Below are 12434 nucleotides of genomic sequence, written 5' to 3'. Positions count from 1 at the left end.
GGACATCGCTAGTGAGACGCGGTGATAGCGGCCACGAACACGCTGTCATACAAAGTTTTAAATACCAAGAGAGTACACACTGCATACAGGTTTCGTACCTATGGAAACACAAAGAGAGACGGGGCTACCGATCGCCGAGCTACACACGGTGGTTGGCCTCGGGCTGACAGTCCTGTTCGCCGGCCTTGGGCATCTGTACAGGCGGCGGTTCCGTCGGGGGCTGGTGTGGGGGCTGCTGTTCGTCTGTACGCTGCTTCTGTCCACGTACCCGCTCAGCTTCTCGGAGCTGTTCGTGGTGAGTGTCATCAGCGGCGAACTCTCGCCGATGAACGTCGCCGTCCCCGGCTCGATCATGCTGCTGTGTCTCGTCGACCTGTATCTGCTCGGCCGGGTCGAGTCAGACATCTGATGTCAGGAGCCGCTGTGGGCTGTCGAGCGGTCAGTTTTTGTCCAGCCAGTCGGTAGAAGCGGTGTGGAGTTACACGTCCGCTACGAGGGCAACGACGACCCGGAGAAATGTACGGCCCGAAAGCTCGCACGATTCGATCTCGCGGAGCTACATCACTCGACGCGGGCGACGCCGCCGGGAATCGTCCTCAACCCCTTCGCCGAACAGGCACTCTCACCGGCCGATGCGGACGCAGACCGACTGGTCGCGCTGGATTGCTCCTGGGAGACAGCAAAAGAAGAGGCGTTCGATCTTGCGGGCCGGCAGCGCTCGCTGCCCTTTCTCGTCGCCGGAAATCCGGTCAACTACGGGACACCGTTCCAGTTGAACACCGTCGAGGCGTTCGCGGGCGCGCTGTGGATCCTCGGCGAGGCCGACCAGGCCGAGCAGATCCTCTCGAAATTCCGGTGGGGTCAAACCTTTCTGGATCTCAACGCCGAACCGCTCCGGCGGTACGCCGACTGTGCGGATTCGGCCGACGTGCTCGACGTACAGGACGATTATCTGGTCGAGGAGTGAGTGCCGTCGCCGAGAAGCGACTGGACTTTGATGATGACCGCGAGCACGAAGCCAGCAAAGGCACAGAGAATCGCGAGAATGAACACCGGCGTCGAAAGCGTCGCGGCGGTGTTCGAGCCGAAGAAGGCGAGGCTCAGCCCGCGGATCACGAAGGCGACGAGCGTGAGCGCGAAGGCGCCGATCAGCAGGCGGACGAAGATATCCTGATTGAGATCCATGCGGTGTGTTCGTCTACGCTGGCTAAAACACTGTGTTTCCGCCGCTACGAGAGTTCACTGTGAGCGCCGATGAGCGCCCCGGCGAGATCCAGTCCGTGAACCTCCGATTCACAGTCGATGATCGACTCCCGAAACGTCGACTCCGAGATGATCGCATCCTTGAAGACGAGTGTCCGATCCAGCGTCGAATCCGTGACCTGCGCGCCGTCCATGATGTGGACGTTCGTCCCGAGATCAGTGTTCTCGACGGTAGCACCGGGTTCGATGACATTCTCGCCGTCCAGCGCCCACGCGACGGCGTCGAGATACCCCTCTGGCGTGCCGATGTCGTACCACGCGCCGTCGAAGGTAAACGCCCGGACCGGGCGGTGGTCCTGGAGCCACTGGATGAACCAGCCGGGTTCGTCGGGGTTGTTGTCCCCCGCGAGATACTCGTCGAAGCGCACGTCTTCCCCCGGGAAGGCATAACAGGCAATCGAGACGAGTGAACTCGGCGGATCGTCAGGTTTCTCCTCGAAGGACTGGACTCGGTCACCGTCGACGTCGATGACACCGTAGGCGCTGGCGTCGGCCGGCGCGCCGACATCGTAGGCGGCGAGCGTCGACGTTTGCTCTTCTTCGTAGAAGTCCAGAAACGCGGAGATATCGAAGCTGATGAGATTGTCACCCGCGATGACGAGCAGATCCTCGCCCTCGATTCCCTCACGCTCGACGAGTTGTGCGAGCGCACCGATTACGCCGAACTTCTCGTCTTCGTCGATGGTTTCCTCGACGCTGAGTTGGGGTTTCTCGAACGGCGATCCGTCGAGATGCTCGGCGAAGGTGTCCGCGAACCGCTCGTTTGTACTGAGATAGACACCGTCGATACGGTCGTCTCCCTCCAGTTCGGCGAGGATCCGATCGATTACTGTCTGCTCGCCAACAGGGAGCAACATCTTTGGCCGGTGTCGGGTGATCGGCCACAATCGCGTCGCGTACCCGCCGGCAAGCACGACTGCTTCCATACTCGAACGGTGCTAACCCAGCGCGTATATCTCTTTCTTTTCGGCTAGCCAAAAGCCCAGGTAATCCTTTGCTACGGCTACCGAAACAAGCGCTTATCCTCGTCAGAAGGCCGTCCCCTGGTCGGGATGGTACTCGCCGACAATCTGTGTCGCGGCCAGCACCTCTGCGTTCAGCGTGATCGCCGATCCCAGCCGACTCTTTCGGGTCTCTGGCGGCATGTCGAGTTCGCTATCCAGCGCGAGTAGTTTGAACCGGTAGCCGTGCGCGCCGTCCGGCGGCGACGGCCCGCTGTAGCCCTGTTCGACGAAGTCGTTGTACCCCTCGATGGCGTCGCCGTCCCAGCCACGCGGAATCATCCCGATGTCCGGATCGATATCCCAGACGGCCCAGTGGTTCCAGACGTGGCCGGCGGCCGGTTCGGCATCTGGGTCGTCGACGATCAGGACGAGCGATTCTGCTTCCTCGGGAACGCTCTCGATGTGGAGTTCCGGATTCTCGTCGTCGTTGACGTAGCCGACAAAGTCGGGCATGCCCTCGCTGTCGTCGAACTCCGGACTGGACAGTATCAGTTCCCCCTGCTGTTCGATATCGCCGTTGAGTGGTGTCGCTGCCATGATATCACAGCCTGTCGGCGCTGGCCGACAATGCGTCCCTTGCTGGTAGTCGCCAGGGGTAAAATTCTTTCTGCGGGCCGGCAGAACCGGCGGGACAGACAGTTCTTAGTGGGTGTCGGCCGACAGTCCGTGTATGGATCTCGGGATCGACGGCAACACGGCACTGTGTACAGCAGCAAGTAGCGGACTCGGCCTCGCGAGCGCAACGGCACTGGCGAGCGAGGGGGCAGACGTTGCGATCTGCGGTCGGACGACCGCTCACCTCGACGAAGCCAAAGAGCAGATACAGGCAGCGGGCGACGGCGACGTACTCACAGTCGAGGCAGACATCACCGACCCCGATCACGTCAGCGCCCTGGTCGAAGAGACTGCCGACGAACTCGGGGGCATCGACCACGTCGTCACCAGCGCCGGCGGTCCGCCGAGCGGCCCCTTCGCCGACATCGGGGATTCGGACTGGTACGACGCCTACGACCTGCTCGTGATGAGCGCCGTCTGGACGCTTCGGGAGAGTCGACCCTACTTGGAAGAGAGCGAGGCAGGGACAGCCGTCGCAATCACCTCCCGCTCAGTCCGTGAAGTGATCGACGACCTCGTACTCTCGAACTCCGTTCGGCGGGCGGTGATCGGCCTCGTCAAGACCCTCTCGCGGGAGTTCGCGCCCGAGGTTCGGGTCAACGCCGTCCTGCCGGGCGCCCACGAAACCAGCCGAATCGAGAACCTGATCGACGCGGCCGTCGAGCGCGGCGAGTTCGACAGCTACGAGGTGGGCTACGAGGACTGGGCGGCCGACGTGCCGCTGGATCGGATCGGCGAACCGGGCGAACTCGGCGACGTCGTCGCCTTCCTCTCCAGCGAGCGGGCCAGTTACGTCACCGGGACTGCACTCCCGGTCGATGGCGGATCGATGCGGAGCTAAGTGATGGGACAGGTTCGTCACTGACAGATCGGAGACGTTCGTATTCGACAGGTGTCAGTCCATCGCGTCTTTCTGTCCGCCGTCCGTATCAAATATAATAATCGTCCGGTATAATTATTCATACAGGTTGAGTATCGGATATTACCACGAGACGGGGGGAACTAATGTTTCAGTTTGCACCGTTGATGATCCCGTTTATTATCTCGGCGTCGTTGCTACTCGCGGTGCTCGGCTACGGCCTCTTGCAGTTGCAACGGAGTTTCAACAGAACGACGGCAGCGTTCGTGGCGCTGGTCGTCTCGGCACTGATCTGGACCGTCACGCGCACCTTGCAGTGGCTGTTCACCGACGAACTGCTGACTCTTCTGTGGCAGTCACTTCTGTACGTCGGGTACGGCGGAACGACGCTTTCAGTGTTCTTTTTCGCGATGGCGTTTACCGGTCGGAAAACGTGGCTTTCCTGGCAGCGGATCGCACTGGTTGTCGCACCCGCAACAGCAGCGTTTGGGCTGGCGACGACCAACGCGGCTGGCTACCACACGCTGTTGTGGACTGGGGAGTTCAGTACCATCGCTGGTCTGCACGTCCTCGATCGAGAGTTTCAGCTGCTCTTTTATCTGTATTTGCTCTACGTACTCGGGTTTCTGTTCAGCGGGATCGTGGCGCTGGTCCGGACGGCAGTCGGGTCGCCAAAGATCTACTGGCGACAGACCCTCGCGTTCGTCGTTGGGTCGGTAACGCCCGTCGTCTTGGGAATTGCGTACGTAGTACGAGTGACTCCCGGAATTCCGGACTTCGTCGATCTCACGCCGGTGGGATTCACCGTGACTGCACTCTGTTACGGCTACGCCATCTTCCGGTATCAGATGCTCGATCTCGTCCCGGTCGCCCGAGACACCGTCATCGAGAGCATGCGAGAGGGCTATATCGTCCTCGACGAGGAGAACCGGATTGTCGATCTCAACAGCGCAGCACACCAGGCGCTGTCACCCGACCAGAAGGCCATCGGAACGAAAATCGAGGGCGCTCTGCCAGCGTGTGCCGACCTCGTCGCGGACCACGACCACGGGACACAGACCGAGTCAGAACTCGAACTCGACATCGACGGGCAGCGCCGGTTTTTCGTCGCGACTGTCTCGTCGCTGTACGACGACGACCACCTGATCGGGCGGCTCTTGTTGATCCGGGATGTCACCGACCGGCGCTCGGTGCAAAAGCGATACCAAGCGCTGATCGAGAACTCCTCGGATCTCATCACGGTCGTGGATCGAAACGGCACAGTCACCTACGTCAGCCCATCTGTCCGTCGGATCATCGGCGTCGACCCGGAGTTTGCGACCGGACAGGACGCCTTCGAGTTCATCCACGAGGACGACCAGTCGGTGGTCAGAGACGCGTTCGAGGAACTGATCGACAACCCGGGCGAAAAACGCCGGGTCGAATATCGACTCATCGGCGGCGACGGCGAGTGGCTGTACATGGAGTCGGAGATCTGGAACCTCCTCGATAATCCATTCGTCGAGGGAATAGTGACCAACGCACGCGAGATCACCGCCCGGAAAGAACGGGAACAGGAAATCGAAGCGACCAACGAGGAGTTGAAAGCGACCAACGAGAAACTCGAACAGTTTGCGGGTGTCATCAGCCACGACCTCCGCAATCCGATCAACGTCGCGAGAGGTCACGCCGAACTCGCCAAAGAGACTGGTGATGAAGAGAACTTCGAGAAAATCGAACAGTCCCTCGAACGGATGGAATCGATCATCGACGACGTGTTGACACTGGCCAGACAGGGCGAGGAAATCGGCGACACCAGATCAGTCAAACTCGAAGCCGTCGTTCGCGACGCCTGGGAGCACGTCGATACCAAACAAGCAACCATCGAGGTGGAAGACAGAGGCCTCGAAGCGGACAGAGACCGGCTACTCCAGTTACTGGAAAACTGCGTGCGCAACGCTATCGAACACGGGGGCGAAGGCGTGACTGTCCAGGTCGGTCCGCTCCCGGACGGATTCTACATCGAAGACGACGGACCTGGAATTCCCGACGATCTACGCGAGGAGGTGTTCGAGTCCGGAACGACGACGAACGCGGGCGGAACGGGACTCGGACTCTCGATCGTCGGACAAATTGCCTCAGCCCACGACTGGTCGGTAACAGCCACAGAGAGTGAGTCTGGCGGCGCTCGCTTCGAGTTTACCGGCATCGAGTGTCTCGGGAGAGCCGACTGATCGAGGGCGCCGCGGCTGGCGGCGGTGAAAAAACAAGAAAGTGTGGTAAGCGACTTAGTCGTCTGCGTACGCGCCGGAGTCGTCGCCTTCGTGCTGCTGTTTGACGTGAGAGAGTTTCCCACCGTCTGCGAGGATCTCTCGCTCGCGCTCGGACGCTTCGAGGATGCCCGTTGCTTCCCAGTCGTCGTTGACGCGGATGGTGAACTCTTCCTGACCGGAGGCGACAGCCTCGGCAACGTCGTCGACAATCTCGATGTCGTCGCCCTGGTCGATCTTGGCGTAGGTGTCCTCGTCGATTTCCAGCGGCAGGAGACCGAAGTTGAAGAGGTTCGCGCGGTGGATCCGAGCGAAGCTCTGTGCGAGGACGCCCTCGACGCCGAGGTACATCGGACAGAGCGCCGCGTGCTCACGCGAGGAGCCCTGACCGTAGTTCTCGCCGGCGACGAGGAAGCCGCCGTCGCTGTCGAGTGCGCGCTCTGCGAAGGTGTCGTCGACTCGCGAGAGCGTGAACTCCGACAGTTTCGGGATGTTCGACCGGTACATCAGGATGTCCTGAGTCGCAGGAATGATGTGGTCGGTCGTGATGTTGTCGTCCATCTTCAGCAGCGCTTCGCCTTCGAGATGAGCGTCAAGGGGCTCTTTCAGCGGCACGTCGCCGATGTTCGGCCCTTTGACGAGGTCGTCGTCGACAGCGTTCTCCGGTTCGATGATGTCGTTCTCTGCGCCCTCGTAGGCCTCGGGCAGTTCGAGTCCCGGCGCTTCGAGGTCGCCGAGTTCGTCGGCGAGGTCTCGGGGATCGACAATTTCGCCCTTGATGGCTGCTGCGGTCGCCACTTCCGGCGAGCAGAGGTAGACGTTGTCGTCTTCGATTCCCGAGCGACCCTCGAAGTTCCGGTTGAACGTTCGGAGGGAGACGGAGTCCGAACCGGGGACGTGGCCGATGCCAATACAGGCACCACACGTCGCCTCGGAGAAGTTGACACCAGCGGCCATCATCTCGGCGGTCCAGCCCTGTCGGGCCAGCATCTCGCTGGATTTCTTGGAACCGGGCGCGACGATCATCTCCGTCGAGAGGTTGACAGAGCGACCTTCGAGCATCTTCGCGGCCGGGAGGATGTCGACGTAGCCACCGTTGGTACAGGACCCGACGATGACCTGCTCGACGTCCTCGCCTTCAGCCTCGCTGACCGGCACGACGTTGTCCGGCATCGACGGCTGGGCGATGAGCGGTTCGAGTTCCGAGAGGTCGATGGTGACCTGATCGTGGTACTCGGCGTCCTCGTCAGGCTGGAGCTCCTCGTACTCCTCGCCGCGGCCGACGCGTTCGAGGTAGTCTTTGGTCTGCTCGTCGGTCGGGAAGATCGACGAGGTGGCACCGAGCTCGGTGCCCATGTTGGTGATCGTCATCCGCTCCGGCGCGGAGAGGCTCTCCACACCCGGACCGGTGTACTCGAAGATCTTGCCAACGCCGCCCTTGACGGAGAGTCGGCGCAGCATCTCGAGGATGACGTCTTTGGCGGTTGCCCACTCGGGCAGTTCGCCTTCGAGTCGAACTTCGGTGACTTCGGGCATCTCGATGTAGTAGGATCCCCCACCCATCGCGACAGCGACATCGAGACCGCCCGAACCGATCGCGAGCTGGCCGAGGCCGCCCGGGGTCGGCGTGTGGCTGTCCGAACCCAGCAGCGTCTTGCCGGGCGCGGCGAAGTTCTCTCGGTGGACGTTGTGACAGATACCGTTACCGGGTCGCGAGAAGTACGCGCCAAAGGTACCGGCCGCAGATCGCAGGAAGCGATGATCGTCCGTATTCTTAAAGTCGAACTGATAAGTCTGGTGGTCGCAATACTGTGCGGCAAGCTCGGTCTGAACCTCGTCGAGGCCGAGCGCCTCGAACTGCAGCCAAACGAGCGTACCGGTCGTGTCCTGTGTCAGGACCTGGTCGATCTCGATGCCGATCTCCTCACCGGGTTCGAGTTCACCCTCTGTGAGGTGGTCATCGAGGATCTTTTCCGTTAGTGTCTGTCCCATAGCGTTTGCACTTCGACTATCCGTACGCATAAATCATGTTGTTCGTGCGTATTTGTCCGCCCGTGTTATCGAGTCGCACAGTCCCTGTTGCCGACTGCAGCCACTAAATACCACAGAGAGTCAGTTGAAACCACGGTAGTGAGACGGCGGAACCAGCAGTGTTTTTTGAGCTTGCTATCGATGCACAGGTATGTTCAAAAGCGGTGCGTTCGTCGCCGACCATCTCGGCGAGTTGCGAGACGAGCAAATCCAGCCCAACGGCGTCGACCTGACACTTGGAACGGTATTCGAGCAGACGACGGCGGGGCGGATCAGCCGCGACGGAAAGACCATCGGCGAGCGCGAGGAACTCGACCCCGAAAACGAGGCCTACGCGCTCTCGACGGGCGGCTACATCGTCCGGTACGCCGAGCGCATCCACATCCCCGAGGGGCACATCGGCTTTCTGTATCCCCGGTCGTCGCTGCTTCGGAACTCCTGCATGCTCGATACGGCGGTCTGGGACGCGGGCTACGAGGGCCGCGGCGAGGGATTGCTCGAAGTCCATCATGAAATCGAACTCGAACCCGGCGCGCGAATCGCCCAACTCGTCCTCGCCGATGCCGACCACGTCGGCGAGTACGACGGAAGCTATCAACAGGAAAACCTATAGGGGAAACCGCCAGACGGACCTGCGTCGACTGTCCGGACAGTTGATATTACGCCATCATACAACTAGTATATAAACGGCATGAAATAACCGGCAGCATTGATATACGTACACCGCCACAAGCGTCAGTGCCGAGGTTGGGGGAGTGTAACCCGGACCGTGCCTCTGACAATCCTGACCGATCGTTCATCCCCTCCAACCGGCATTTTCCACGTGAAACCGAGTCACCGCTAGCGTGACTTCTCACTGTGAAATTGCTCGGGAGGCATTTATACAAGATGCGTCTATCCACAGTTATGAGTCCCGAACACGGACAGATCTACATTATGCAGGATACCGACGAAGAGTGGGTTGCGCCGACGCCGGCACGCGCAGCGATCACGGACGCGCTCGCCACGGCGACGGATCTCGACGAAGCCGACATCAAAGAGATCGATATCGACCGCAACAGGCTTCGGGAACTGCTGGACGGCGAAGACGGAGAGCAGACGTTCACCATCGAAGGATACGACGTGACAATCGATTCGAGTGGAGATATCACTGTCAGCGAGTAGCCCAGCCGACTGCTATGTATAAACCCCCCAATATATTCGGGGTGGAGAGATTGGGTGCTGGAGCGGGTACTGACTCGTATGCCAGAAGCACGCCTCCAGATCACACTCCCGGAATCCATCTGGATCGGACAGTTGAGTCGACAGTATCCAGACGGGCGGTTCAGGATTCTCGCGGCGCTGTCCAACGATGACGCTGGGGTCGGCCTCGCAGAGATCCACAGCATGGATCTCGACGCGCTGCTCGCGGACATGCGCGCGTCTGAGGATATCATGGATCTCGATATCCTGAACGACCCCGGCGAGAGCGCGCTGGTACAGTTCGAGACCGAACAGCCCCTCCTGCTGTTCGCGGCCCGTGACTCGGGAGTTCCGCTCGAGATGCCGGTCGAACTCAGTGACGGCACGCTCACCTGGGAGGTAACTGCGCCGAGTGATCGACTCTCCGAACTCGGCACGCAACTACGGGCACTCGGCCTCTCCTTTACTATCGATTACATCCAGCAGGAGGTCGCCGACGATCAGTTACTCACCGACGCACAGGAACAGATCATCGAGACGGCGATCACGGAGGGCTACTACGACACGCCACGGACCTGCTCGCTGACGGAACTGGCCGACAGCGTCGACCGGGCGAAATCGACGGTCAGCGAGACGCTTCACCGCGCGGAGAGCAAGATCATCACGGAGTTCGTCGGCGATCCGGAGGAGTCCGAGGATATCGACGTCGCGATGATTCAGTGACGAGGATCACCAGCTTTTTTATACGAGTCTCGACGAGAGGATGCAACAATGGACGATAAAACCGAGGAACTACGGGATATCTTCCTCTCGGTCTCCGACGAGGAGTCGGTCACCGAATCCCAGACCGAGAGCCGGGGGTCGTTGCTGGGGGACTCGGGGGGAGAATTAGCGGAGGTGCTCGAACAGTTACGCGAGAAATTCGGCTTCGAGCTCTCGCTGTCCGACAGCGAACGGATCCAACTGATCGAGGAGTTTTACGAGGGTAAAGACGACGACGAACTGGCCGAGAAGTTGGGACTCGACCACGAAACGGTCTTCGCGGCCCGCATGGAACTGCACTTGCTCCGTGAGGAAGAGCCCCGTCTCGACGAGGAGACAGTCGAGGTGATCAGTGAGAGCGACCAGTCGGCGGAGACCCTGTCGGAAGAGATGGACGCGACTGCCGAGGAGATTCGGCGGGTCCGAGCCGTCCTCGACGCGCAGGCCCGGTCGCGGCGAGTGAGCCAGCGGTTTCGAATCGCCTACGAGGAGCGGGTAACCGACGCTGAACTGAGCGACCACCTCGCGGCGGAGACCCAGGAAGACGGACTCGAGGGCGCGACCGAGGGATCGGAGACCGGCGTCGATTTCTGACGCTCCGGGAGAACGAAGACAAAGCTGTTTATATCAGGACTGATTATGTCACTGTAATTGGGTTGAGGAATGGCAGGGATACCTACAGAGTTAGACGGCGCGACGAACATCCTGCTCGAAGAACCGTCGATCGGGGGCGGACGGGATGTCTGTACGTCGCTTCTGGTCGACGAGGGGTCGGAGCCGAACGTGCTGTTCGTCACGTTCACCCGACAGGCGAGTGCCTGTGTTGCACAATTAGACGGAGAATCTGTCGACAACGTGGGCGTGATCACCGTCGGCGACGCGTCGGCCGCCGTCGAGGACGACGCCGTCGTGACCGAGTCGGTCTCGACGCCCAGCGATCTGACTGGACTGGGTATCAGCATCGGACAGTTTCTCTCGGAGTTCAACGACCGGGTGCTGGTCTGTTTCGATTCGCTCACCTCGATGCTCCAGTACGTCGACGTCCAGACGGCCTACGAATTCTTACACGCCATCACCGGCCAGATTCACGCCGCAGGGGCCCGCGCACATTTCCACATCGATCCCGACGCCCACAGTGATCAAGACGTCGCTGCCATCGCCTCGCTGTTCGACGCGCGGGTTGCACTCGGCGACGGTGAGCCGTCGGTCCGGACCCGCGAACTGCTGGAGTCGACGGCGTAGCTCGACCAGTCAGAAATAGATAGTTTTAGGTGGGTTGTCACATATCAGCCGGGTGTGTTGTTGGTCGTCACCTATTCACGGGATGCCAGGCAGTCGTTGCGAAACGTCTGCCGGACACACGAGGAGACAGCCGTCCGGGAGTTCGGTCGTGCCGCCCTGCTGGCCGAGACAGAGTTCGCCGCGTTTCAGGCGGTCCGGCTCAGGGAGAAACACGGCGAAGCCGTCCAGATCGAACGGACCCGGCCGTTCAACGAGTTCGCCGCGGTACCCGACGCGGTCCGTGAGGCCGCAGAGGCTTACGAACGGCGTGAGCAGCCAGCGGTGCCGTACACCTCCTTCGCCACCGGTCGGAAGTTGCCAGGTCCCGAGCAGATGAAACAGTCGGAGCTATGATCTGTCGGGTCGGCGCGGTCGTCCGGGTCGGATCAACACTCACGGTCGAACAGCACGTCGAGGCCGAGCGACTGCACGACGCGATCAGAGAGCGCCCACAGGCCGACGGCGGGAGCGACACCCAATCGATCGTTGTCGACTGCGAAGCGCCGACGGCGGTCCACGACTACGTCGGATACATCCACCCGGAGATGGGACTTCGCACACGAACAGCACTCGCTGCGGCAGGCCGAACGCGAAGTCTCGAAACGCCACACGACGAGGAGATCAGGCGGATCGAGAACGAACTGGCAGTGATGTCGGTCGAGGAAGCGAACCTTGAACAGCGCCGTCGAGAGCAGACCGACGAACGCGAGCAGCGCGAGCGGTTGCAGGAGGCAGTGGCGACGACGCGGGGACGGCTGGCGGCCTGCCGGGAGCGGGGTCTCGAAACAGCCGAACTCGAACGCCGACTCGAAGCGCAGATTCGAGAGTTAGCCGAGGCCGAGACGGCGGCCACTGCCACGACCCAGTGCCACGAACAGGCACGCGAGCGGGCCCGACAGGGTCGGAACCAGCGAGAGCGGCGATTCCGCCTCGAAGACCGGCTGGCGAATCGCCGCCGGGACGCCCGCCGCTGGCTGGTCGAAGAACTCGAAAGCGAGTTTCGGGCCGCAGTCAGAGAGTTTGCTGACGGGCAACCCGAGAGACCGTTGGACTGTCGGCCGGTCCTCGCAGGACTCGCCGTCGCCCGGGTTGCGGAGTACAGTGCGCCACTCGTCCTCGAAGCCGATCTCTTCGAGTCGGCAGCAGTCGCACACGAGTATCTCGGCGGGCCGGTAATCTGTGTCTGAC

General features: G+C 61.1%; 15 protein-coding genes. 11 read left to right on the top strand and 4 right to left on the bottom strand.

The annotated features are described in order from the left end of the window. Positions 1 to 100: 100 nt before the first annotated feature. On the top strand, positions 101 to 409 hold the full coding sequence (locus V8P86_RS08115) for a hypothetical protein (RefSeq protein ID WP_336326750.1): 309 nt from the start codon (positions 101 to 103) through the stop codon (positions 407 to 409). Positions 410 to 472: 63 nt separating this feature from the next. Next, positions 473 to 967: a DUF367 family protein gene (locus tag V8P86_RS08110; protein WP_336326749.1), complete on the top strand. Its 495-nt coding sequence runs from the start codon at positions 473 to 475 to the stop codon at positions 965 to 967. On the opposite strand, the gene V8P86_RS08105 is transcribed toward V8P86_RS08110, so the two are convergent. From V8P86_RS08105 to V8P86_RS08095, 3 genes are all read right to left on the bottom strand, one after another. After that, complete coding sequence (locus tag V8P86_RS08105) at positions 949 to 1185, bottom strand: hypothetical protein (protein ID WP_336326748.1); 237 nt, start codon at positions 1183 to 1185, stop codon at positions 949 to 951. The genes V8P86_RS08110 and V8P86_RS08105 overlap by 19 nt on opposite strands. Before the next feature lie 44 nt (positions 1186 to 1229). After that, positions 1230 to 2189, bottom strand: coding sequence for a nucleotidyltransferase family protein (locus V8P86_RS08100; RefSeq protein WP_336326747.1), 960 nt, complete (start codon positions 2187 to 2189; stop codon positions 1230 to 1232). A 102-nt stretch (positions 2190 to 2291) separates the two neighbouring features. Beyond that, positions 2292 to 2804, bottom strand: a complete 513-nt coding sequence (locus V8P86_RS08095) for a YbhB/YbcL family Raf kinase inhibitor-like protein (protein ID WP_336326746.1) — start codon at positions 2802 to 2804, stop codon at positions 2292 to 2294. Between the two features lie 133 nt (positions 2805 to 2937). Between V8P86_RS08095 and V8P86_RS08090 the strand changes: the two genes are divergently transcribed. Further along, positions 2938 to 3723, top strand: coding sequence for an SDR family oxidoreductase (locus V8P86_RS08090; protein ID WP_336326745.1), 786 nt, complete (start codon positions 2938 to 2940; stop codon positions 3721 to 3723). A gap of 164 nt (positions 3724 to 3887) precedes the next feature. After that, complete coding sequence (locus V8P86_RS08085; protein ID WP_336326744.1) at positions 3888 to 5954, top strand: histidine kinase N-terminal 7TM domain-containing protein; 2067 nt, start codon at positions 3888 to 3890, stop codon at positions 5952 to 5954. A 54-nt stretch (positions 5955 to 6008) separates the two neighbouring features. Here V8P86_RS08085 and V8P86_RS08080 read toward each other — a convergent pair whose 3' ends face one another. Next, positions 6009 to 7982 (bottom strand): aconitate hydratase, encoded by a 1974-nt coding sequence (locus tag V8P86_RS08080; RefSeq protein ID WP_336326743.1) that lies wholly within the window; start codon positions 7980 to 7982, stop codon positions 6009 to 6011. Between the two features lie 190 nt (positions 7983 to 8172). Here V8P86_RS08080 and V8P86_RS08075 point away from each other — a divergent pair, with 190 nt between their 5' ends. From V8P86_RS08075 to V8P86_RS08045, 7 genes are all read left to right on the top strand, one after another. After that, positions 8173 to 8634: a deoxyuridine 5'-triphosphate nucleotidohydrolase gene (locus V8P86_RS08075; RefSeq protein WP_336326742.1), complete on the top strand. Its 462-nt coding sequence runs from the start codon at positions 8173 to 8175 to the stop codon at positions 8632 to 8634. Positions 8635 to 8927: 293 nt separating this feature from the next. After that, a complete protein-coding gene (locus V8P86_RS08070) occupies positions 8928 to 9185 on the top strand; it encodes a HalOD1 output domain-containing protein (protein WP_336326741.1) in 258 nt (85 codons plus the stop codon). 78 nt (positions 9186 to 9263) lie between these two features. Further along, a complete protein-coding gene (locus tag V8P86_RS08065; protein WP_336326740.1) occupies positions 9264 to 9926 on the top strand; it encodes a helix-turn-helix domain-containing protein in 663 nt (220 codons plus the stop codon). Positions 9927 to 9974: 48 nt separating this feature from the next. Continuing rightward, complete coding sequence (locus tag V8P86_RS08060) at positions 9975 to 10559, top strand: conditioned medium-induced protein 4 (protein WP_336326739.1); 585 nt, start codon at positions 9975 to 9977, stop codon at positions 10557 to 10559. A 69-nt stretch (positions 10560 to 10628) separates the two neighbouring features. Then, a complete protein-coding gene (locus tag V8P86_RS08055) occupies positions 10629 to 11207 on the top strand; it encodes a DUF7504 family protein (RefSeq protein ID WP_336326738.1) in 579 nt (192 codons plus the stop codon). Positions 11208 to 11261: 54 nt separating this feature from the next. Next, complete coding sequence (locus V8P86_RS08050; protein WP_336326737.1) at positions 11262 to 11600, top strand: DUF7855 family protein; 339 nt, start codon at positions 11262 to 11264, stop codon at positions 11598 to 11600. Next, a complete protein-coding gene (locus V8P86_RS08045; RefSeq protein ID WP_336326736.1) occupies positions 11597 to 12433 on the top strand; it encodes a DUF7856 family protein in 837 nt (278 codons plus the stop codon). The genes V8P86_RS08050 and V8P86_RS08045 overlap by 4 nt, the downstream gene beginning before the upstream one ends. Position 12434: the final 1 nt, after the last annotated feature.

Origin of the sequence: Halovenus anhuiensis, from assembly GCF_037080055.1 — an archaeon.
In the GTDB taxonomy this organism is placed as follows: Archaea; Halobacteriota; Halobacteria; order Halobacteriales; family Haloarculaceae; genus Halovenus.
This window is presented reverse-complemented; position numbering and strand designations above follow the sequence as displayed.

What these genes read in the sequence shown, in the direction of transcription:
- V8P86_RS08095 (WP_336326746.1), bottom strand. Translation starts at nt 2,804, where the DNA reads ATGGCAGCGACACCACTCAACGGCGATATCGAACAGCAGGGGGAACTG.
- V8P86_RS08075 (WP_336326742.1), top strand. Translation starts at nt 8,173, where the DNA reads ATGTTCAAAAGCGGTGCGTTCGTCGCCGACCATCTCGGCGAGTTGCGA.
- V8P86_RS08055 (WP_336326738.1), top strand. Translation starts at nt 10,629, where the DNA reads ATGGCAGGGATACCTACAGAGTTAGACGGCGCGACGAACATCCTGCTC.
- V8P86_RS08105 (WP_336326748.1), bottom strand. Translation starts at nt 1,185, where the DNA reads ATGGATCTCAATCAGGATATCTTCGTCCGCCTGCTGATCGGCGCCTTC.
- V8P86_RS08065 (WP_336326740.1), top strand. Translation starts at nt 9,264, where the DNA reads ATGCCAGAAGCACGCCTCCAGATCACACTCCCGGAATCCATCTGGATC.
- V8P86_RS08060 (WP_336326739.1), top strand. Translation starts at nt 9,975, where the DNA reads ATGGACGATAAAACCGAGGAACTACGGGATATCTTCCTCTCGGTCTCC.
- V8P86_RS08080 (WP_336326743.1), bottom strand. Translation starts at nt 7,982, where the DNA reads ATGGGACAGACACTAACGGAAAAGATCCTCGATGACCACCTCACAGAG.
- V8P86_RS08100 (WP_336326747.1), bottom strand. Translation starts at nt 2,189, where the DNA reads ATGGAAGCAGTCGTGCTTGCCGGCGGGTACGCGACGCGATTGTGGCCG.
- V8P86_RS08070 (WP_336326741.1), top strand. Translation starts at nt 8,928, where the DNA reads ATGAGTCCCGAACACGGACAGATCTACATTATGCAGGATACCGACGAA.
- V8P86_RS08085 (WP_336326744.1), top strand. Translation starts at nt 3,888, where the DNA reads ATGTTTCAGTTTGCACCGTTGATGATCCCGTTTATTATCTCGGCGTCG.
- V8P86_RS08045 (WP_336326736.1), top strand. Translation starts at nt 11,597, where the DNA reads ATGATCTGTCGGGTCGGCGCGGTCGTCCGGGTCGGATCAACACTCACG.
- V8P86_RS08115 (WP_336326750.1), top strand. Translation starts at nt 101, where the DNA reads ATGGAAACACAAAGAGAGACGGGGCTACCGATCGCCGAGCTACACACG.
- V8P86_RS08090 (WP_336326745.1), top strand. Translation starts at nt 2,938, where the DNA reads ATGGATCTCGGGATCGACGGCAACACGGCACTGTGTACAGCAGCAAGT.